20 protein-coding genes and 1 tRNA gene are annotated in these 19,232 nt (G+C 62.7%); 7 read left to right on the plus strand and 14 right to left on the minus strand.

Annotated elements, in window-relative coordinates; translation table 11 throughout:
• Nucleotides 1-57: 57 nt before the first annotated feature.
• The 3 genes from GEV02_RS03915 to GEV02_RS03925 are packed head-to-tail and all read right to left on the minus strand — an operon-like array spanning nucleotide 58 to nucleotide 1,342.
• Nucleotides 58-282 (minus strand): hypothetical protein, encoded by a 225-nt coding sequence (locus GEV02_RS03915; protein WP_152836623.1) that lies wholly within the window; start codon nucleotides 280-282, stop codon nucleotides 58-60.
• Entirely contained in the window at nucleotides 240-509 is a 270-nt protein-coding gene (locus GEV02_RS33790) for a protein kinase (RefSeq protein ID WP_152836624.1), read from the minus strand. The genes GEV02_RS03915 and GEV02_RS33790 overlap by 43 nt, the downstream gene beginning before the upstream one ends.
• The gene (locus GEV02_RS03925; protein ID WP_152836625.1) at nucleotides 488-1,342 is read right to left on the minus strand and encodes an aldo/keto reductase family oxidoreductase; all 855 of its coding nucleotides are present in this window, start codon (nucleotides 1,340-1,342) and stop codon (nucleotides 488-490) included. The genes GEV02_RS33790 and GEV02_RS03925 overlap by 22 nt, the downstream gene beginning before the upstream one ends.
• Before the next feature lie 106 nt (nucleotides 1,343-1,448).
• Between GEV02_RS03925 and GEV02_RS03930 the strand changes: the two genes are divergently transcribed.
• Nucleotides 1,449-2,348 carry a LysR family transcriptional regulator gene (locus GEV02_RS03930; protein WP_152836626.1) on the plus strand — a complete coding sequence of 300 codons (900 nt, stop codon included), beginning with the start codon at nucleotides 1,449-1,451 and terminating at the stop codon, nucleotides 2,346-2,348.
• A 61-nt stretch (nucleotides 2,349-2,409) separates the two neighbouring features.
• Here the strand turns inward: GEV02_RS03930 and GEV02_RS03935 are convergent.
• The 4 genes from GEV02_RS03935 to GEV02_RS03950 all read right to left on the minus strand — a co-directional run bounded on the left by GEV02_RS03935 (nucleotide 2,410) and on the right by GEV02_RS03950 (nucleotide 4,528).
• Nucleotides 2,410-2,484, minus strand: a tRNA-Val gene (locus tag GEV02_RS03935).
• Nucleotides 2,485-2,544: 60 nt separating this feature from the next.
• On the minus strand, nucleotides 2,545-3,261 hold the full coding sequence (gene dnaQ / locus GEV02_RS03940) for a DNA polymerase III subunit epsilon (protein ID WP_152836627.1): 717 nt from the start codon (nucleotides 3,259-3,261) through the stop codon (nucleotides 2,545-2,547).
• 48 nt (nucleotides 3,262-3,309) lie between these two features.
• Nucleotides 3,310-3,750, minus strand: coding sequence for a ribonuclease HI (gene rnhA, locus GEV02_RS03945; protein ID WP_008448176.1), 441 nt, complete (start codon nucleotides 3,748-3,750; stop codon nucleotides 3,310-3,312).
• Complete coding sequence (locus GEV02_RS03950; protein WP_008448174.1) at nucleotides 3,743-4,528, minus strand: class I SAM-dependent methyltransferase; 786 nt, start codon at nucleotides 4,526-4,528, stop codon at nucleotides 3,743-3,745. The genes rnhA and GEV02_RS03950 overlap by 8 nt, the downstream gene beginning before the upstream one ends.
• A gap of 20 nt (nucleotides 4,529-4,548) precedes the next feature.
• Between GEV02_RS03950 and gloB the strand changes: the two genes are divergently transcribed.
• Nucleotides 4,549-5,355 carry a hydroxyacylglutathione hydrolase gene (gene gloB / locus GEV02_RS03955; RefSeq protein ID WP_152836628.1) on the plus strand — a complete coding sequence of 269 codons (807 nt, stop codon included), beginning with the start codon at nucleotides 4,549-4,551 and terminating at the stop codon, nucleotides 5,353-5,355.
• A gap of 30 nt (nucleotides 5,356-5,385) precedes the next feature.
• On the opposite strand, the gene aceB is transcribed toward gloB, so the two are convergent.
• Nucleotides 5,386-6,984 carry a malate synthase A gene (gene aceB / locus GEV02_RS03960; RefSeq protein WP_152836629.1) on the minus strand — a complete coding sequence of 533 codons (1,599 nt, stop codon included), beginning with the start codon at nucleotides 6,982-6,984 and terminating at the stop codon, nucleotides 5,386-5,388.
• Nucleotides 6,985-7,185: 201 nt separating this feature from the next.
• Between aceB and GEV02_RS03965 the strand changes: the two genes are divergently transcribed.
• Entirely contained in the window at nucleotides 7,186-8,097 is a 912-nt protein-coding gene (locus tag GEV02_RS03965) for a LysR family transcriptional regulator (RefSeq protein ID WP_152801925.1), read from the plus strand.
• 98 nt (nucleotides 8,098-8,195) lie between these two features.
• On the opposite strand, the gene GEV02_RS03970 is transcribed toward GEV02_RS03965, so the two are convergent.
• From GEV02_RS03970 to GEV02_RS03995, 6 genes are all read right to left on the minus strand, one after another.
• The gene (locus GEV02_RS03970; RefSeq protein WP_008448165.1) at nucleotides 8,196-8,399 is read right to left on the minus strand and encodes a cold-shock protein; all 204 of its coding nucleotides are present in this window, start codon (nucleotides 8,397-8,399) and stop codon (nucleotides 8,196-8,198) included.
• Nucleotides 8,400-8,685: 286 nt separating this feature from the next.
• The gene (locus GEV02_RS03975) at nucleotides 8,686-9,042 is read right to left on the minus strand and encodes an Hpt domain-containing protein (RefSeq protein ID WP_152836630.1); all 357 of its coding nucleotides are present in this window, start codon (nucleotides 9,040-9,042) and stop codon (nucleotides 8,686-8,688) included.
• A 17-nt stretch (nucleotides 9,043-9,059) separates the two neighbouring features.
• A complete protein-coding gene (upp, locus tag GEV02_RS03980; protein WP_152836631.1) occupies nucleotides 9,060-9,710 on the minus strand; it encodes a uracil phosphoribosyltransferase in 651 nt (216 codons plus the stop codon).
• Nucleotides 9,711-9,749: 39 nt separating this feature from the next.
• Nucleotides 9,750-10,331 (minus strand): TetR/AcrR family transcriptional regulator, encoded by a 582-nt coding sequence (locus GEV02_RS03985; RefSeq protein ID WP_152836632.1) that lies wholly within the window; start codon nucleotides 10,329-10,331, stop codon nucleotides 9,750-9,752.
• A 15-nt stretch (nucleotides 10,332-10,346) separates the two neighbouring features.
• On the minus strand, nucleotides 10,347-12,023 hold the full coding sequence (locus GEV02_RS03990) for an isovaleryl-CoA dehydrogenase (RefSeq protein ID WP_152836633.1): 1,677 nt from the start codon (nucleotides 12,021-12,023) through the stop codon (nucleotides 10,347-10,349).
• Nucleotides 12,020-13,180, minus strand: a complete 1,161-nt coding sequence (locus GEV02_RS03995; RefSeq protein ID WP_152836634.1) for an acyl-CoA dehydrogenase family protein — start codon at nucleotides 13,178-13,180, stop codon at nucleotides 12,020-12,022. The genes GEV02_RS03990 and GEV02_RS03995 overlap by 4 nt, the downstream gene beginning before the upstream one ends.
• 109 nt (nucleotides 13,181-13,289) lie before the next feature.
• Here GEV02_RS03995 and GEV02_RS04000 point away from each other — a divergent pair, with 109 nt between their 5' ends.
• The 4 genes from GEV02_RS04000 to GEV02_RS04015 all read left to right on the plus strand — a co-directional run bounded on the left by GEV02_RS04000 (nucleotide 13,290) and on the right by GEV02_RS04015 (nucleotide 19,224).
• A complete protein-coding gene (locus GEV02_RS04000; protein WP_152836635.1) occupies nucleotides 13,290-14,492 on the plus strand; it encodes an acetyl-CoA C-acetyltransferase in 1,203 nt (400 codons plus the stop codon).
• Nucleotides 14,493-14,503: 11 nt separating this feature from the next.
• Complete coding sequence (locus GEV02_RS04005; RefSeq protein WP_152836636.1) at nucleotides 14,504-15,799, plus strand: enoyl-CoA hydratase-related protein; 1,296 nt, start codon at nucleotides 14,504-14,506, stop codon at nucleotides 15,797-15,799.
• Nucleotides 15,800-16,057: 258 nt separating this feature from the next.
• On the plus strand, nucleotides 16,058-17,731 hold the full coding sequence (locus GEV02_RS04010; RefSeq protein WP_152836637.1) for a putative bifunctional diguanylate cyclase/phosphodiesterase: 1,674 nt from the start codon (nucleotides 16,058-16,060) through the stop codon (nucleotides 17,729-17,731).
• Nucleotides 17,728-19,224, plus strand: coding sequence for an HDOD domain-containing protein (locus GEV02_RS04015; RefSeq protein ID WP_152836638.1), 1,497 nt, complete (start codon nucleotides 17,728-17,730; stop codon nucleotides 19,222-19,224). The genes GEV02_RS04010 and GEV02_RS04015 overlap by 4 nt, the downstream gene beginning before the upstream one ends.
• The last annotated feature ends 8 nt before the right edge of the window (nucleotides 19,225-19,232 follow it).

The following is a 19,232-nucleotide window of genomic DNA, read 5'->3' on the forward strand; positions in this document are numbered from 1 at the left end:
CCAAGTGCCTGATTTCGATTACTTGTAGAGCACCACCGGATTGCTTGCGCCATCTACTCAGGCGACGCGCAGGGCCGGACGGGACACCAATGCCGCTGACGGCTGGAAGCCGCCGACCGCAGCGTTGTAGGCGACGGTCAGCTCGATGACGCCGTTGCCAAAAGTCAGCGTCAGCGACGCGCTCGACACGTCGCTCAGTACCATGCCGTTATCGATGTTGGCGACAACGAAGACCTGGATCACGTCCAGCGGGCTAAAGATCGCGCTCTGATTCGCGGGCACGACCGTGGCGTTGATCGGACTTGCAGGGAATACACCTTCACGAACGCCGCATGGCGCAGCGAGGCTGCCAGCCGCGCCTCGCGCATCAAGTCGGCGCCTGGCGAGCGGCCGCCCACATGCTTGATGCATTTGATCGCCACGCTGCGGCACAGTTGCGTGTCCCAAGCCTCGTAGACCTCGCCATAGCCGCCCTCACCGAGAGCAGTTATGCCGACGTGACGATGCAATTCAGCTTACGGATGGCTTCCGGCGGCAGTATCAGATCGGCGGCGGCGGCATTTTGACGCAGGTGGGCAACGGATGAAGTGCCGGGAATCAGCAAGATATTCTGCGAACGTTGCAGTAGCCAGGCCAGCGCTGTCTGCAGGGGCGTGGCGCCCAGTTGCGCGGCGACATCGGACAGGATAGTCGATTGCAGCGGCGAGAATCCGCCAAGCGGGAAAAACGGCACGTAGGCGATACCGTCTTTTGCCAGCTCGTCGATCAGCGCGTCGTCGTGGCGGTGAACCAGATTGTATTGATTCTGTACACAGACAATGCGGGCAATACTGCGCGCCTGCTTCACTTGCCGCGCGGTCGCATTGCTCAAGCCAATATGACGTATCAGGCCGCGATGCTGCAGTTCCGCCAGTGCGGAGATAGGGGCTTCGACATCGCCTTCCGCCGGACCCATGACGTCAAACATGAGACGCATATTCACCACATCCAGTCGTTCCAGGCCGAGGTTGCGCAGATTGTCATGCACCGCCGCTTCCAGCGCCTTCGGCGACTGGGCCGGCAGCCAGGAAGCGTCAGCGCCGCGCGAGGCACCGATCTTGGTGACGATCACCAGATCGTCCGCGTACGGATGCAGCGCTTCGCGGATGAGCTGGTTGGTGACATGGGGGCCGTAGAAGTCGCTGGTGTCGATGTGATTGATGCCCAGCGCGACAAGTTCCCGCAGCACCGCCAGCGCTTCCTCGCGGTTCCTGGGGGGACCAAAGACGTGCGGTCCGGTGAGCTGCATGGCGCCATAGCCCATGCGGTTGACTGCCAGATCGCCAAGTTGGAAGGTGTTCAAAATATGCTCCTGAAGGATGGGTCGGTGAACACAGTCTAGGGGCGAAAACTTTGTGCGACAATACCTCGTAATGGCACAACTTGTGCTGAATACAGGACAATGAACGATGGCTGATCTGCAGGATATCGGCGCCTTCGTCGCGGTCGCCAAACACGGCGGGTTTCGCGGCGCCGCGCGCATGACGGGCAATAGCGCGTCGCAACTGAGCGAAGCGGTGCGACGGCTGGAGGCCGGCCTTGGTGTGCGTCTGCTGAACCGCACCACCCGCAGCGTGGCCACCACCGACGCCGGCCAGCGCTTGCTGGAGCAACTGATGCCTGCGTTGGGCGCGGTCGAATCCGCGCTGGATGTCGTGAACGGTTTTCGCGACCGTCCCGCTGGCAGGCTGCGGCTCAACGTGCCGCTTAGCGTATCGAAACTGATCCTGCCGCGCATCATTCCACCGTTCATCGCCGCGTATCCGGACATCTGCCTGGAGATCATCGTCGATGACAGCTTTGTCGATCTGCAGCATTCCGGCTGCGATGCCGGCGTCCGCTACGAGGAACACATGGAGCTGGATATGGTGGCGATTCCGATTGGACCGCGCCGGCAACGGTTTGCGCTGGCGGCGTCACCTGACTATCTGCGGCAGCACGGCACGCCCAAGCGGCCGGAAGACCTGCTGAGACATACCTGCCTGCGCGGGCGCTTTTCCAGCGGCGTGATGCCGGATTGGGAATTCGAGCACAAAGGCAAGAAAGTCGTCATCAAACCGGCTGGTCCGTTGATTGTCGGCCTGGGCGCCGGCGCCGACCTGAAGGTGGATGCGGCATTGTCCGGCAGCGGCCTGGTCTACCTGTTTGAAGACTGGCTGAAGCCCTACATGGAGCGCGGCGAACTGGAGCCGGTGCTGGAGCGCTGGTGGCCAGCGTTCAACGGTCCCTCGCTGTACTATCCAGGCCGGCGCTATCTGCCGGCGCCGCTGCGCGCGTTTGCGGATTTTATTCCGACCATGCGCTGGTAGCGCCCAAAACAAAAAAGGCCTACATCTAAATGATGTAAGCCTTTGATATCAAACGTATTCTTGGTGGGAAGTGCAAGTTTCGAACTTGCGACCCCTGCAGTGTGAATGCAGTGCTCTACCCCTGAGCTAACCTCCCGAAGCGGGGCGAATTATCGCACACATCCTGCCTGCTAGGGAAGACCCGCAATGAAAATTGTCAGCCGGCGGCCGGCGGCGCCGTGGTCGCGGTCCAGATGCACTGGCCCTTGACCGCCTTGTCCAGCCCGGCCAGCGTGGCGGCGTGCGCCGCCAGCTCGTCTTCCGTCGCCGGCATGAAGATGATGTCGGCCAGCGGCACCGGCTCCAGCAGCTCGGCGCCGGCCACCACTTCCTCTTCCGCATCCATGCCCAGGCTGTTCTGCCCGCGCGTCATCGCCAGGTAGACGTCGGCCAGCAGCTCGGCATCGAGCAACGCGCCGTGCAGCTTGCGGTGCGAGTTCGACACGCCATAGCGGTCGCACAAGGCATCGAGCGAGTTGCGCTTGCCCGGATGGAGTTCCTTGGCCTGCACCAGCGTGTCGATGACGCCGCCGATGTGGCTGCTGAAATCCGGCAGGTTCAACAGCTTGAACTCGTGATTCAAAAAGCCCAGATCGAACGGTGCATTGTGGATGATGACTTCGGCGCCCTGGATGTACTCGCGCAGCTGCTCGACGATCTCGCGGAACTTCGGTTTGTCGCTCAAGAACTCGGTGGTCAGGCCGTGGACGTTCAGCGCGCCCTCTTCCGATTCGCGCTCCGGGTTGATGTAGAAGTGGAGGTTATTCCCCGTCAGCATGCGGTTGTGCAGCTCGACGCAGCCGATCTCCAGGATGCGGTTGCCCAGCTTGGGGTTGATACCGGTGGTTTCAGTATCGAGTACGATTTGGCGCATAGTGTTCCGTGATGAATCTGATCGTCAAGTATAACAGGCCGCGTACGGTCAACGGCTGCGGGCCAGTTCGACGCCGCGGTTGGCCAGCATGTCGGCCCGCTCGTTGCCCGGATGACCGTTGTGGCCGCGTACCCAGCGCCATTCGACGGTGTGCATGGCCTGGGCGGCGTCCAGCGCGCGCCACAGGTCTTCGTTCTTGACCGGCTCCTTGGCGGCGGTCTTCCAGCCGCGCGCCTTCCAGCCGTGTATCCACTCGCTAATGCCTTTTTGCACATACTGGCTGTCGGTGTGCAGCGTCACCATGCAGGGACGCTTGAGCGCATTCAGCGCCTCGATCACCGCCTGCAATTCCATGCGATTGTTGGTGGTGTCGCGCGTGCCGCCGCAAATTTCCTTTTCGGCGCCCTCGGCCACCAGGAATGCGCCCCAGCCGCCGAGGCCGGGATTGCCCTTGCATGCGCCATCCGTAAAAATCTCTACCTTATCCATCCTGCTGTTCCCGCCTTTTATTTGTTGCCGGGACGACCGCGGGGGCCGACGCCGTTTTTTTGGTCCAAGCCGGACCGATCAAATGCATGCCTTTCACGCGCTTGATCGCCTGCACGATGTAGACGCCGCCGAAATACGGCCACCAGCGCGAGCCGGCATTATCCATGAATGCGTAGCGATGCAGCCACTTTTCCGTGCGGCAGGCCGGCGCGTAGCAGCCGAAGTGACTCTGGCTGGCGCCCATATTCAATAATTTTAACCAGTCTTTCATGCGCGGCATAGAGATCAACTCCTCCGTGCGCGGCAGGAAGGAAGTGCCGCCGACGCGCCGCAGCACATGGCGAGCGCCCCACAGGCTGGCCGGATTGAAACCGCAGATGATCAGTTGTCCTTCCGGGATCAGCACCCTCTCCACTTCACGCAACACCTGGTGCGGATCGGTGGAAAATTCCAGCACGTGCGGCAACACCACCAGGTCTATCGATTGCGAAGCGAACGGCAGCTCGGTGTAATCGAGCGTCAGCGAGACCGGACGCAGCCCGGCATCGACGGCCGAGCCCGGGCGCACCTTGCGGTCGGCCAGCAGCTTGTACGGCATGCGGCTGGCGGCCAGTGCATCAATTTGAGGCATGCCGATCTGCACCGCGTTGTATCCGAAGATATCGGCTGTTAAATTATCGAGACAGGTTTGTTCCCACTCACGCAAGTACACACCGGCGGGCGTTTGCAGCCAGCCTTCCAGCGCTATAATGGATTTCTCAGATCCTGCCTTGTCCATGCCCAGCCTTTTGCGATCCAATGACCAATTCTTCTACTCAAGCTCTTAGTGTTCTGACGGTTCCCGCGTTCCACGACAACTATCTGTGGCTGATTCATGACGGCAGCCACGCCGTCGCAGTCGACCCCGGTGACGCCAAACCCATCCTGGCGGCACTCAAGGCGAACGGGCTCAAGCTCACCGCCATTCTACTCACCCATCACCATGCTGACCATATTGGCGGCGTTCCTGAATTATTACAGCATTATCAGGTTCCCGTTTTCGGTCCGCGCAACGAGAGCATCGCTGCCATCACCCTGCCCGTCGGCGAAGGCAAGCAGATCGACGTGCCCGGCCTGCCGCTGCGGCTGTCGGTGCTGGACGTGCCCGGCCACACCATGGGCCACATCGCCTACGTGCGCGAGCCGTCCGACGACGAGCCGACCTGGCTGTTCTGCGGCGACACGTTGTTCGCGGGCGGTTGCGGACGCTTGTTCGAAGGCACGCCGGCGCAGATGATCAGCTCATTGGGCAAACTGGCCGCGCTTCCCGATGATACCAAGATCTACTGCGCCCACGAATATACGCTATCCAACCTGCGTTTCGCGCGCGTGGTGGATCCGGATAATCTGGCACTGCAGGAAAGGGTGAAGACGGAGACCGACAAGCGCGAGCACAACATACCGACCGTGCCGAGCACGATAGGCGTGGAAAAGGCGACCAATCCCTTCCTGCGCTACCGGGAAACGGCCATCGCCGAACAATTGGTTAGCGCCGGGCGGTTGGACCGCGTCGATACGCCGCTGGCCACCTTCACCGCGCTGCGCTTGTGGAAAAATGACTTCTAATGAAAAACGGCCCTTGCGGGCCGTTGATTTTTAGATCTCTTCGTACAGCGGCAGGGTCAGGAACTCTGCGAAATCGGTCGAGGTCGACATCTCTTCAAAGATGTGGCCGGCACGCACGTAGGTCGGACCGTCGCCGCCCGGAGCATCGCGCTGCACCTTGACCAGTTCTTCCTTGATCATCGCGCGCACCATGTCGGCGGTGACTTTGCGGCCATCTTCCAGCACGCCCTTGTCCGAACGGATCCACTGCCACACTTGCGAGCGGCTGATTTCCGCCGTGGCCGCATCTTCCATCAGATTGTGGATAGGCACGCAACCATTGCCAGCCAGCCAGCTGCCCAGGTAGTGGATGCCGACGTTGATGTTGTAACGCAGGCCGGCTTCGGTGATCGGCGCTTCCGGCTTGAAGTCCAGCAGCTGCGCGGCAGTCACGTCGATGTCGGGACGTTGCTTGTCGATCTGATTAGGCTTGTCGCCCAACACTTTGGTGAACTCGGTCATCGCCAGTTCCACCAGGCCCGGGTGGGCAACCCAGCCGCCGTCATAGCCGTCGGTGGCATCGCGCGCCTTGTCGTTGCGCACGCCGCCCATGGCGACTTCGTTTTTCTCCGGGTCGTTCTTGATCGGAATCAGCGCGGCCATGCCGCCGATCGCCGGCGCGTTGCGCTTGTGGCAGGTTTTCAGCAACAGCAAGGCGTAGGCGCGCATGAACGGCGCGGTCATCGTCACCTTGGCGCGGTCGGCCAGGCAGAAATCCTTGTCCAGCTTGAACTTCTTGATGCACGAGAAGATGTAGTCCCAGCGGCCGGCGTTCAGGCCCGAGCTGTGCTCGCGCAGTTCGTACAGGATTTCATCCATCTCGAAGGCGGCCAGGATGGTTTCGATCAGCACGGTGGCCTTGATCGTGCCTTGTGGCAGGCCCAGTTCGTTTTGCGTCATCACGAAGATGTCGTTCCACAGGCGCGCTTCCAGATGCGATTCCATCTTCGGCAGGTAGAAGTAAGGGCCGGCGCCCCGCGCCAGTTGCTCTTTGGCGTTGTGGAACATGAACAGTGCGAAATCGAAAATGCCGCCGGAGATGCGCTTGCCGTCGACCAGCACGTGCTTCTCGTCCAGGTGCCAGCCGCGTGGGCGCACCACCAGCGTGGCGATCTTGTCGTTTAGCTTGTAGGACTTGCCGTTCTGCTCCAGCGAAATGGTGCGGCGCACAGCGTCGAACATATTGATCTGGCCGGTAATCTGGTTGTCCCAGTTCGGCGTGTTCGAATCTTCGAAGTCGGTCATGTAGCTGTCGGCGCCCGAGTTGAAGGCGTTGATGACCATCTTGCGCTCGACCGGGCCGGTGATTTCCACGCGGCGGCATTCCAGCGCCTTCGGAATCGGAGCGATCTTCCAGTCGCCGGCGCGGATGTGCGCGGTTTCAGGCAGGAAGTCGGGACGCTCGCCGGCATCCAGGCGCTTGGCGCGCTCGACGCGCACGGCCAGCAATTGCTGGCGGCGCGATTCGAATTCGCGCGTCAGCTTGACCACCAGCGACAGTGCCTCGGTGGTCAGGATGTTTGCGTAACCAGGCTTGATCTCGCCCGTGATTTCCATGCCTGCCGGCAGAGTGATGGTGGACTGCGTCATGTGCTATCTCCGAAAGAAAATATTAACTACAAGATCAAATTATAAGCACTGGCCTTCTTGTTGCACGCCGATTCTTTTAGTGTGCAGGCTCAGTTACGCCTCGATATGTTTTACAGTATATTCACTAATAAGTTATGCAAACAAGACTAAAAATCACATCATCTATGCGTTTTTATCACAAGTGACAGGGACAGCAGGCTCATGGGTCAATTCAGGCAGATTTCCACCTTTGTAGAGGTGGTTTCCAAGGGCAGCCTGTCGGCTGCCGCGCGTGCCGAGGGCATCGCCCCGGCCATGATAGGCCGTCGTCTGGATGCGCTGGAAAGCCGTTTGGGTGTCAAACTTTTGCAACGCACAACGCGCAAACTGGCGCTGACCAACGAGGGCGCGGCCTTTCTGGAAGACTGCCAGCGCATCCTGGCCGAGCTGGAGGAAGCCGAAACCGCCGTCGCCGAACGCAGCGCGCACGCCACCGGCCACCTGATGATCTCGGCGCCGGCCGGTTTCGGGCGTCAGCACGTGGCGCCGCTGATCCCGTCCTTCCTGGCCGAGCACCGCGATGTCAGCGTCACGCTGAACATGAGCGACCGCGTGGTCGACATCGTCGGCGAAGGTATCGACGTGGCGATCCGCATCGCCAGCCTGTCCGATTCCAACCTGGTCAGCGTCAAGCTGGCCGACAACGAACGCGTGGTGGTGGCCGCGCCCTCCTACCTCAAGCGCTACGGCGAGCCGAAAACGCTGGCCGACCTGGCCAAGCACAACTGCCTGGCGATCAGCAGCGAAGGCAGCCAGCGCGGCTGGACCTTCCGCGACAACGGCAAGAACGTGGTGATGAAGGTCAGCGGCAACATGGGCAGCAACGACGGCCAGGTGCTGCACGACTGGGCGCTGGCCGGCAAAGGCCTGGCGTGGCGCTCCATGTGGGAAGTGGGTAATGAGATCGAGGCGGGCAAGCTGCAGACCGTGCTCAACGAGCATTCGGCGCCGGGCAACGACATCTACGCGGTGTTCGCGCAGCGCCGCCATCTGCCGCTGCGGATACGGGCGTTTGTGGACTTCCTGCGCCACACCTACGCGCAGCCGGATTACTGGCGCAAATCCTGGAAATAGCAGCGGGAAATAATGCCGATTTAGCACCCGTACGAAAATGCGGGCGAAAAAAAATCCTCGGATACCGAGGATTTCTTTATTTCGTTTGATTCAGCGTATTACAGTGGCTGAATGTTCGAAGCTTGCTTGCCCTTAGGACCAGCGGTCACTTCAAAAGAAACGCGTTGGTTCTCTTGCAGCGACTTGAAGCCTGCGGACTGAATCGCCGAGAAGTGAGCGAACAGATCTTCGCCGCCTTCGTCCGGGGTGATAAAGCCGAAGCCCTTCGAATCATTGAACCATTTTACGATACCAGTTGCCATTACAATTCCTATTTCAGTTAAGTTGGGCTTGCGCCCGTGATATCGTTTGAGGCAAGAAAGAAATGACAGACAAACTGCACTACTCTTGAATCTAAACGATCCCGCATTATACCCATTTACGAGAGAAAAGCACGTTTTCGCGAAAATAAATGCAAAGCCAGATATTTTTTGGTAGAAACCACCGCAAACATACGACTTTCCGTGGCTCAACTCCCTCGTCCACTGGGCGTGTGTGTCACTATAGACAACTTAATAGTAACGGACTTGAGCTGGATCAAGCGCACACTTATTCATAAGTTGTTGCTTGCGCGTCACGGGAAGCCCATTTCAGTAGCTTTTCGACCTCAGGAACCACCTCAGGCCAGCCTGTATGCTCGGTCAGCACGCCGCGCACCATGTGTTCGATGCGCCGCGCCTGCTGCCCCAGCATGCCGAAACCGAAGGTGCCGGCCGACCCGGCTACGCCATGCAGCAACTCGTGCAACTGGCGCAGATCGGTTTCCGGCGGTAATTCGCCCGGCGCAGCCTTGCATACGGCCAGCGCCTGGGTGATCTTTTCCATCGTCACCGGCACGGTAACGGCGAACTTTTCGTTCAGCGCCGCCAGGCGGGCGTGGAAATCGGGATCGATAGGGGTTGCCATCGCTGAGCCCTGTTGAATTACTTGGTGCCGAAGATACGGTCGCCGGCATCGCCCAGGCCAGGCACGATGTAAGCGTGGTCGTTCAGGTGCGAATCCAGCGAGGCGCAGTAGATCTTCACGCCAGGATGCGCTTTCTGGAACACTTCGATGCCTTCCGGTGCAGCCACCAGCGCCAGGAAGATGATCTGGTCGTCAGTGACGCCGCGTTTTTTCAGCACGTCGACCGCATGCACGGCCGAGTTACCGGTCGCCACCATCGGATCGCACAGAATGAAGGTGCGTTCCACGGTGTCCGGCAGGCGCACCAGGTATTCCACCGGCTGATGGGTTTCCGGGTCGCGGAACACGCCGATATGGCCGACGCGGGCCGACGGCACCAGGTCCAGCAACCCGTCGCTCATGCCGATGCCGGCGCGCAGGATCGGAACGATGGCCAGTTTGCGGCCGGCGATGACCGGTGCGTCGATAGTCATCAAAGGGGTTTCGATGGTGCGGGTGGTCAGCGGCAGGTCGCGCGTGATTTCGTAACCCATCAACAGCGTGATTTCCTTGAGCAGGTCGCGGAAGGTACGGGTCGACGTATCCTTGGCGCGCATGTGGCTCAGTTTATGTTGAATCAGCGGGTGGTCGGTGATGAACAGGTTAGGAAAGCGCGGATCTTGTTTCATTGTGTGCTCTTTTGTAGTCGGTATGTGCTGCTCATTATACTAGGCCTCAGGGCCCAGAAACATGGCAACCGCCTCTTCCGCGATCTGGTCCAGGTCCGATCCCTGGCCCGGTTTGTACCATAGCACGCTGTAGTTGATGGCCCCCATCAGCAGCAAACGGGCGACCGCGCTATCGCTGCGCAGCAGCCCGGCGGCCGACAATTCGCTCACCACGTCCTGCCACAGCTGGTCGTAGCGGTCGCGCAGCACTTGCACGCGTTCGCGCAGCTCGGGCGTCAGGCGGCGCCAGTCATACAGCAGCACGGGGATGAAGTCGTGGCCTTCGCCCAGCACGATCTCCAGGTGGGCGCGCACCAGCGCATGGAACTTGGCGCGCGGCGGCAGCTTGCCGGCGGCGATGTCCTCGGCGGCCGGCAGGCCAGCCACCAGTCCTTCCTCCATCACTGCGGCGAGAATCTCCTGCTTGCTCTTGAAGTGATAGAACGGACTGCCGGAGCGCATGCCGACGGCGTCGGCGATGTCGCGCGTGGTGGTGCCGTCGAAGCCGCGCTCGCGAAACAGGCGCGCGGCCACCCGCACCAGATCGGCGCGGCGATTATCGACAGGAGCTGTATTCGTCATAACTGTTTATCCAATTTACTCAATTAATGCCCGCGCCAGTATCGCTGCGCAATCGACGCCTGCCGGCAGGCGTCCAAACGCGCCGCCCGGCTCGCGCGCCAGCCGCGATGCGACAAACGCCGACGACACATAAGCCGGCGCATGCCGCAGCAACAGGCCCGCCTGCACCGCCAGCACGACGCGCTCGGCCAGCACGCGGGCGCCGAATTCGTCGGACTGCGGCTGTTCCAGATCGGCCAGCAAGGCTTGCGCGTAGCGGACGTAGTCGGCATCGGCATCGCCGGCCAGCGCCAGTTCCGCCGCCAACGCTGCGCGCGCGGCAGGAGTTTTGCCGAAGGCACGCAGCAAGTCAAGGCACATCACGTTGCCCGAGCCTTCCCAGATCGAATTGACGGGTAGCTCGCGGTACAGCCGCGCCAGCGGGCCGTCTTCCACATAGCCGCTGCCGCCGATGACTTCCATCGCCTCCGCGCCGAAGGCCGGGCCGCGCTTGCAGATCCAGTACTTGCCGGCCGGCGTGAGGATGCGCGCCAGCAGCGCCTGCGCCGGATCATCGCCCTGGTCGAAGCAGCGCGCCAGGCGCATGGCGAAGGCCGTCGCCGCTTCCGATTCCAGCGCCAGGTCGGCCAGCACGTTCTGCATCAGCGGCTGTTCGGACAAAGGATGGCCGAACGCCGCACGGCCGCGCGCGTGATGCAGCGCGTGCGTCAGCGCGGCGCGCATGGTTCCTGCGCTGCCAAGCACGCAATCGAGGCGCGTGTGGCTGCCCATCTCCAGTATCGTCGGAATGCCTCGCCCGGGCTTGCCGATCAACCAGCCGTAGGCGCCGGTGAACTCGACTTCCGACGATGCGTTGGAGCGGTTGCCAAGCTTGTCCTTCAACCGCTGCACGCGGATTTGATTACGACTGCCGTCCGGCAGATAGCGTGGCAAGAAGAAACACGACAGCCCTGCGCTACCCGCGTCGTCGGTCTGCGCCAGGATCAGATGGGCGTCGCTTTGCGGCGCCGAGAAGAACCACTTGTGGCCGACGATGCGATACACATCCTCGCCCTCATCGCCGAACATCGCCCGCGCATCGGCCGGCAGCACAGGCTCCGCGCGCGTGGTGTTGGAGCGCACGTCGGAGCCGCCCTGCTTCTCCGTCATGCCCATACCGATGATGGCGCCGCGCTTCTGCTCCACCGGCAGCGAGCGCGGATCGTATTCTGTCGACAGGATTTTCGGCAGCCATTTGGCGGCGATCTTCGGCGCCTGCTTCAGCGCAGGCACGGACGCGTAAGTCATCGTCACCGGACACTGCGAGCCGTTCTCCAACTGGCCGAACAACATGTAGCGCGCAGCGCGGGCGACCTGCGCGCCCTCACCGCCCAGCCATGGCGACGCATGCGCGCCGTTCTCGATCAACAGCGCCATCAGGCTATGCCAGGCCGGGTGGAACTCCACCTCGTCCACGCGCTTGCCGCCTCGGTCGAAGTTGTGCAGCTTGGGCGTGTGCAAATTGGCCAGCCGCGCCAGATCGAGCACCTCGGCCCGGCCCAGCTGCGCGCCCAGTGCATGCAGCGAGTCCTCGGCCGACGCGCCGCCTTCGCGCAGCAGGGCTTCCTGCAAGGCTGGATCGGCCGCGTACAAGTTGACGTTCTCAAACGGCGCAACCGTGTTGCGCACTTCATGCGTATCGAATGGATTCATTTCTTCTCCTTTTTCGGCAAGGTGCCCATCTGTTTGGCGATGATGCCCAACATGACCTCATCCGCGCCGCCCGCGATGGACGTCAGGCGGCCGTCGCGGAACAGGCGCGCCACGCGGTTGTCCCAGCTGTAGCCCATGCCGCCCCAGAACTGCATGCAGGCGTCCGGCACCATGCGCAGCAGGCGCCCGGCCTTCAGCTTGCACATCGACGCCAGCTCCGTCACATCCTGCCCGCTGATATAAAGCTGCCCCGCGCGATAGGTCAGCGCGCGCAGGCTCTCCACTTCCGTCTTCAATTCCGCCAGCTTGAAATAGACATGCTGATTATCCAGCAAGCGGCCGCCGAACATGGTGCGCTCGCGCGCCCACTCCACCGTCAGATCGATACAGTTCTCCAGGTTCTGCACCGCGTTCGCGGCCGCCCACAGGCGCTCTTCCTGGAACTGCAGCATCTGATACACAAAGCCCTGCCCCTCCTCGCCGATCGCGTGGCGCTGCGGCACGCGCACTTCGTCGAAGTAAATCAGGCCGGTGTCGGAAGCGTTCATGCCGATCTTGCGGATCTTCTTGCCGACCGAAACGCCCGGCGTATCCATCGGCACCATCACCAGCGTTTTGTTCTTGTGCGCCGGGCCGTCGGAGGTGTTGACCAGCACGCACATCCAGTCCGCCTGCAGGCTGTTGGTGATCCACATCTTGCTGCCGTTGATGATGTAGTCGCCGCCGTCCTTGCGGGCGCTGGTCCTGATGGCCGCCACGTCCGAGCCGGCGTGCGCCTCCGACACGCCGACACAACCCACCATCTCGCCGCTGATGGCCGGCGCCAGGAACTCGCGCCGCAAGGCGTCCGAGCCGAAACGCGCCAGCGCCGGCGTGCACATATCGGTCTGCACGCCGATCGCCATCGGGATCGCGCCGCAGTCGACGTGGCCCAGCGTCTCGGCCATCGCCATCGAATACGAATAGTCCAGGCCCAGCCCGCCGTACTCGACCGGCTTGGTCAGGCCGAGCAAACCGAGCTCACCCATTTTCCTGAACAGGGCGTGCGCGGGGAAGATGCCCGCCTCTTCCCACTCATCGACATGCGGATTGATTTCGCTCTCGATGAAGCGCTTCAGTGTGCGTTGTAATTCCTGATGCTCGTGGCTGTCAAACATGGCCTCTCTCCCGGTGATCAGGCCAGACTAGCGCAAATATCCTTACGAAGCAAGCAGTTGCTTTGTTGTCGTTTGCACTCTATGATAATCGTCCAGACAAGGAGATTCCATGACCGAAGCCTATGTGTACGAGGCCATCCGCACCCCACGCGGCAAGGGCAAAAAGGACGGCAGCCTGCACAGCGTGAAGCCGATCACGCTGCTATCCGGCCTGATGCGCGAGCTGCAATCGCGCCACAAACTCGACACCGCATTGATCGACGACGTCGTCCTCGGCTGCGTCACGCCGGTGGGCGACCAGGGCGCCGACATCGCCAAGATCGCAGCGCTGGCGGCCGGCTGGGACTGGAAGGTCGCTGGCGTGCAACTGAACCGCTTCTGCGCCTCGGGCCTCGAAGCGGTCAACCTGGCGGCGCAAAAAGTGCGCTCCGGCTGGGAAGATCTGGTGGTGGCGGGCGGCGTCGAATCGATGTCGCGCGTGGCCATGGGCTCGGACGGCGGTGCCTGGGCGCTGGATCCCGAGACCAGCTTGAACACCGATTTCCTGCCGCAAGGCATAGGCGCCGACCTGATCGCCATGCTGGATGGCTACACCCGCGAGCAGGTCGACGCCTACGCCATGCGCTCGCAGCAGAAGGCCGCCGCCGCGCGCGCCGCCGGCCGCTTCCGCTCGGTCGTGCCGGTGTGCGACCAGAACGGCGTGCTGATCCTGGCCGAAGACGAGTTCATCAAACCCAACACCAGCCTCGCCACGCTGAGCGGCCTGAAACCTTCGTTCGAAGCTGCCGGCAAGATGGGTTTCGACAGCGTGGCGCTGCGCAAATATCCGCATCTGGAACGCGTCGATCACGTCCACACGGCGGGCAATTCGTCCGGCATCGTCGACGGCGCCGCGCTCGCGCTGATCGGCAGCAAGGCCGCCGGCAACCGCCTCGGCCTGAAGCCGCGCGCGCGCGTGCTGGCCACCGCCGTCACCGGCACCGATCCGACCATCATGCTGACCGGTCCGGCGCCGGCCGCGCGCAAGGCGCTGAAAAAAGCCGGACTGGACATCGCCGACATCGACCTGTTCGAAGTGAACGAAGCCTTTGCCTCCGTGGTCATGCGCTTCATGACGGAGCTGGGCGTGCCGGAAGAAAAGGTCAACGTCAACGGCGGCGCGATCGCGCTCGGCCATCCGCTGGGCGCGACCGGCTGCATGCTGCTCGGCACCCTGCTGGACGAACTGGAAGCCCGCGAACTCAAGCGCGGCCTGATTACCCTGTGCGTGGGCGGCGGCATGGGCATAGCCACCATCATCGAACGCGTGTGAACGGAATGGACATGATTACCACACATCAAAACGGCGGCGCCCTCACTGTCATGCTGGCCGCGCGCACCATCAATCCGCTCAGCCGCCTGTTCCAGCGCGAGCTGGCGGCGCTGATCGACACGCTGGAATCGAGGCGCACCGCGCTGCACGGCGTCATCATCGGCTTTCATGCCGAACCTGCCGACTCCGACCACGAACTGGAACACCTGATGGCGCTGACCGCAGCCCAGGCCGGCGACTGCATGCACATGCTGGGCGCCTACAACGCGCTGCTGCGCCGGCTGGAGAGCCTGGGCATTCCCGTCATCGCTACGCTGGGCGGCGCGGTCAGCGGCCACGCGCTGGGCCTGGCGCTGGCCTGTCATCGCCGCATCAGCCTGGAAGATGCAAGCTTCAGCCTGCCGCAAGTGCAGCTGGGTGTGGCGCCGGCGGCCGGTGAAATCGCCCGCACCGTGCGCCTGGCCGGCTTGCAGGCCGCCATGCCGCTGCTGCTGGAAGGCGTGACGTTGAGCGCTGAACAGGCCTTGAATGCGGGCCTGCTGCACGCTGTCGCCGACAGCGAAGAACAGGTCGCGGAGCTGGTGCGCGGCGCCATGGAGAGCGATGCGATCGCGGCGCAGCCTTGGGATATCAAAGGCTATCGCCTGCCCGGCGGCGCGCTCAATTCGGCGCCGATACAGACCTTGCTGCAAGTGGCGCCCGCCATGCTGCGCGAGCGCACCGGCGGCCACCTGCCGGCGCCCGAGGCAATACTGTGCGCGATGGTCGAAGGTCTGCAAGTCGATTTCGACAGCGCGCTGCTGATCGAGAGCCGCTATTTCTGCCAGACGGCGATCAGCCCGGTGGCGCGCAACCTGATGCGCCTGAGCCAGCTGCGCACCAATCTTGCGACGCCGTCCGCGCTGGAATTGGCCGCCGCGCTGCACACGCGCTACGCCGACGAAGTTCGCGCCCTGCGCGCAGCAGCCGTGCCGGAAGCCTTGCTGCGTAACGCCTCCCGCGCCGCCGGTTTGCCCGCGCCGCCCGCTGCCGATGCCGATGCCATCAGCGCAATCGAAAGCCCGGATGCCGCCCCGCTTGCGTTTGCCGATATCCGCGACCGCCTGCTGTATGCCTTGTCAACCACTGCCCAAGATCAAGTTGAAAGCGGCGCGGTCAGCGCGGATGAGGCCGACCTGATTTCCGTGCGCTTGTTCGGTTATCCGGCGCACACCGGCGGCGCCATCCGCTTTGTCCAGCACATCGGCCCGCAGCGCTATGCCGAGCTTGCTTCTCGGGACCTTGCACCGGCCGTCGAACGCGCCTGAACCCACCTGCACGGCTGCACAAAACAGCCGTGATTTCCCTCAATAGCCGCCGTTTTTTTGGTCCAACTCAAGAGAAAACTGTAAAAGTAGCTCGGATGTTGTCATTTTTCATGTAATTTCACTCTCATCAGTGATACATTGCGAATTGGTTTTGCAAGTTTCGCGCAGCCACGTTACATGCATAAAATGAAAGATTAAATCCTCGCGATGTTTTCCAGTATCCCTGCCCCATCCCCGCGTCATGAATTGGATAACCTCATGGAAGAGGCGGGCGATGTTGTCTTCCGCCTCAATCAACTGGGGCAGATACTGTTTGCCAGCAAACGCGCGGTCGCGTTAATCAACAGTCAAACGCCGCTGGCCGGCGACACGCTGGCCCGCCTGCTGTCGCTGGACGACCAGGCGCCGCTGAACGCCCTGCTCGCCGAAGTCGGCGCATCGACCACCTCCCGCCTGCTGGAAGCGCGCATCAAGACCCCGGACGCCGAGATCTGGCACGAACTGCGCGTCTCCTGCTACGCCAACCAGCACGGCCTGAGCGAACTGCTGGTGGTCGGCCGCGACATGACGGTGCAGCACGCCACCGAAGAACGGCTGCGCCACATGGCCACCCACGACGCGCTGACCGAGCTGCCGAACCGACTGCTGCTGTCGGACCGCATGCGCATGGTGATCGCCAACGCGCGCCGTTCCGGCCAGGGCTTCTCGGTCGCCACCATCGGCCTGGACGGATTCAAGAAAGTCAACGACGGCCTCGGCCATCCGATCGGCGACGCCGTGCTGCGCACCGCCGCCGCCCGCCTGCGCAAGACGCTGCGCGACAGCGACACGCTGGCCCGCGTCGGCGGCGACGAGTTTGTCGCCGTGCTGCCCGGCACCGCCACCGAAGCCCAGATCAAGCTGGTTACCGGCCGCCTGATCGCCACCCTGCAGTCGCCGTTTGAAATCGACAACCATGTGATCTACGTCGGCGCCTCGGTCGGCGTCGCGGTCTACCCTCAGCACGCCGAGGACGAAGTGCGGCTGGTCGCGCTTGCCGACGCCGCCATGTCGCGCGCCAAGGAAACCGGCAAGGCCCGCTGCGTGGTCTACAGCCAGTCGCAGTCCGGCCCGCCTGAGCACGATATCTCGCTGGAAGCGGCCATGTTCCAGGCCGTGCGCGAGGGCGAGTTCCTGCTGTACTACCAGCCCATCGTCGACGCCCGCACGCGCGAGATCCAGGGCTTCGAAACGCTGATGCGCTGGAAGCACCCGACGCTGGGCATGGTGCCGCCGGCCCGCTTCATCCCGATCGCCGAGACCAACGGCCTCATCAATTTGCTGGGCGCCTGGGCGCTGAAAGCCGCCTGCGTACAGCTGAAACAGTTCGAAGAGGTCGCCAAGCGCAGCCTGTACATCTCTGTTAATATCAGCCCGCGACAATTCCGCAACGATAAATTTTTAGATGTGCTGGACGATGCAATCGCCTTCTCCGGCCTACTTGGTGAGCAATTGGTATTAGAAATCACAGAAGGCACGCTGATGATAGACCCGGTGCATGCCGAGTCCATCCTGTCGAAAATGGCCGAGCGCAATGCCCGCATCGCCATTGACGATTTCGGCACCGGCTATTCCTCGCTCGCCTACCTGAAACGCTTCCCCATCTCCGTGCTGAAGATCGACCGCACCTTCATCCGCGACCTGCCCGGTTCGCAAAAGGACGGCGCCATCTGCAACGCCGTGCTCGACCTGGCCAAGCACCTGGACCTGTCCGTGGTGGCCGAGGGCGTCGAGACCGAAGGCCAGATGGAATATCTGGAACAGCGCGGCTGCCAGTACATCCAGGGCTACCTGACCGGCAAGCCGATGGCCGCCAACGTCGCCATGGCCGCGCTGAAAGAAAGCATCCACGTCAAGGTGGTGCCGGCCGAATTGCGACAGGTGCTGCAATGACCGTGCGGTTCACAGCCGGCACGCCGCTGGGCGAAAACACGCTGGCGGCGCTGTGGGAATGCACGCGCCGCCGTGGCGACATGCCCGGCTTCGCCAAGGCCATCACCGCCATCCTGGGCGCGATGCGCGGCGAGGATGACCAGGAATTCAATATGACCCGCACCGTGCTGTCCGATCCGGTGCTGACGCAAAAAGTGCTGCGGCTGGCCAACAGCGGCATGTACTCGGCCTTCGGCCAGCACGTCAACACCGTCTCCAAGGCGGTGCTGGTGCTGGGCACGGAGGCCATCGGCCACCTGGCGCTGGGTTTGAAGCTGATCGAGGAACTGGCCGCCGGCTCGCCCGACACCACCGTCGCCCACGTCGAAATGGAAAAGGCCGTGCTGGCCGGGATCGTCGCCCAGCAGATCGCCTACACGGCCGAAAGCCGCCACGGCGAGGAAGCCGTGGTGTGCTCGATGCTGCACACGCTGGGCCGCATGATGATGACCTTCTACATGCCGGAACGCTGGCACGACCTGCAGCACGCGGCCGACCAGGCCGGCCGCCACATCGACGATGTCGCGCCGGAGATGCTGGGCCTGAGCATGGAAGCCATCGGCCACGCCGCCGCGCTGCACTGGGGCCTGCCGGCCACGCTGGTCAACGGCATGCGCAAGGTCGCGCCGCCGGAGCCGGGCGCGGAAGTCAGCACGTCGGACTGGATCGCCGGCCTGTCGACCATGTCGGCCATGTGCGCCGAATCGCTGTGGCATGACGACCCGGCTGGCGTCGCCGTGGTCCAGCAATTGACCGAGGCCTACTCCGCCATGCTGGGCGTGGAACCCGCCAACCTGATGCACGCCATCGAGCAGGCCAAGGTGGTGGCCGCGAACGACTTGACCATCGCGCCGCTGTCGCGCCCTGCCGAACGCCGCGCCAAGGCGCTGGCCAAGACGCGCCAGCGCGCAGCGGGCAACAAGATCCTGCTCAGCGGCCTGGCCGATATGCGCGACATGCTGGAGACGGCCAACCCGGGCCAGATGGTGCAGATCGCACTGGAAACCGTCTACAAGGGACTGGACTTCTCGCGCGCCGTGGCCTTCGTGCGCAACCGCAAGGACAACCAGTACGCCGCCAAGATCAGCTTCGGCGAAGGCAGCAAGGAGCTGCTGCCGGCGCTGGCCTTCGACGACGCCTACGAGCCGAATGTATTCCATGCAGCGCTCAACAGCGACCGCGTGATCTTCATCGAAAACGCCCGTGACGCCAAGTTCGCCGCCAAGCTGCCGTTGTGGTGGAAGAGTTCATTGTCCGAAGCGCGCAGCTTCGTGATCCTGCCGCTGTCGGCCAACGGCCAGCCGGCCGGCTTCCTGTACGGCGACTGGGACGACTCCTTCCCACCGATCCAGCTGAGCCAGACCGAGTTCTCGCTGCTGAACGACATGCGCGCGCTGGTGGTGCGGGCGGTCGAACGCCGCCACAAAATGGAAGCCGTCACCAGCCGCAGCTAGCAAGCAGG

It is taken from the genome of Rugamonas aquatica, assembly GCF_009380215.1.
Classification (GTDB): domain Bacteria; phylum Pseudomonadota; class Gammaproteobacteria; order Burkholderiales; family Burkholderiaceae_D; genus Rugamonas; species Rugamonas aquatica_B.

Coding starts and splice junctions, on each gene's coding strand:
- gloB (WP_152836628.1), top strand. CDS start 4,549: ATGACCAATTCTTCTACTCAAGCTCTTAGTGTTCTGACGGTTCCCGCG.
- GEV02_RS03975 (WP_152836630.1), bottom strand. CDS start 9,042: ATGGCAACCCCTATCGATCCCGATTTCCACGCCCGCCTGGCGGCGCTG.
- GEV02_RS03950 (WP_008448174.1), bottom strand. CDS start 4,528: ATGGACAAGGCAGGATCTGAGAAATCCATTATAGCGCTGGAAGGCTGG.
- GEV02_RS04005 (WP_152836636.1), top strand. CDS start 14,504: ATGATTACCACACATCAAAACGGCGGCGCCCTCACTGTCATGCTGGCC.
- GEV02_RS03995 (WP_152836634.1), bottom strand. CDS start 13,180: ATGTTTGACAGCCACGAGCATCAGGAATTACAACGCACACTGAAGCGC.
- GEV02_RS03930 (WP_152836626.1), top strand. CDS start 1,449: ATGGCTGATCTGCAGGATATCGGCGCCTTCGTCGCGGTCGCCAAACAC.
- upp (WP_152836631.1), bottom strand. CDS start 9,710: ATGAAACAAGATCCGCGCTTTCCTAACCTGTTCATCACCGACCACCCG.
- aceB (WP_152836629.1), bottom strand. CDS start 6,984: ATGACGCAGTCCACCATCACTCTGCCGGCAGGCATGGAAATCACGGGC.
- GEV02_RS03990 (WP_152836633.1), bottom strand. CDS start 12,023: ATGAATCCATTCGATACGCATGAAGTGCGCAACACGGTTGCGCCGTTT.
- GEV02_RS04015 (WP_152836638.1), top strand. CDS start 17,728: ATGACCGTGCGGTTCACAGCCGGCACGCCGCTGGGCGAAAACACGCTG.
- GEV02_RS04000 (WP_152836635.1), top strand. CDS start 13,290: ATGACCGAAGCCTATGTGTACGAGGCCATCCGCACCCCACGCGGCAAG.
- GEV02_RS03965 (WP_152801925.1), top strand. CDS start 7,186: ATGGGTCAATTCAGGCAGATTTCCACCTTTGTAGAGGTGGTTTCCAAG.
- rnhA (WP_008448176.1), bottom strand. CDS start 3,750: ATGGATAAGGTAGAGATTTTTACGGATGGCGCATGCAAGGGCAATCCC.
- dnaQ (WP_152836627.1), bottom strand. CDS start 3,261: ATGCGCCAAATCGTACTCGATACTGAAACCACCGGTATCAACCCCAAG.
- GEV02_RS03985 (WP_152836632.1), bottom strand. CDS start 10,331: ATGACGAATACAGCTCCTGTCGATAATCGCCGCGCCGATCTGGTGCGG.
- GEV02_RS03970 (WP_008448165.1), bottom strand. CDS start 8,399: ATGGCAACTGGTATCGTAAAATGGTTCAATGATTCGAAGGGCTTCGGC.
- GEV02_RS04010 (WP_152836637.1), top strand. CDS start 16,058: ATGGAAGAGGCGGGCGATGTTGTCTTCCGCCTCAATCAACTGGGGCAG.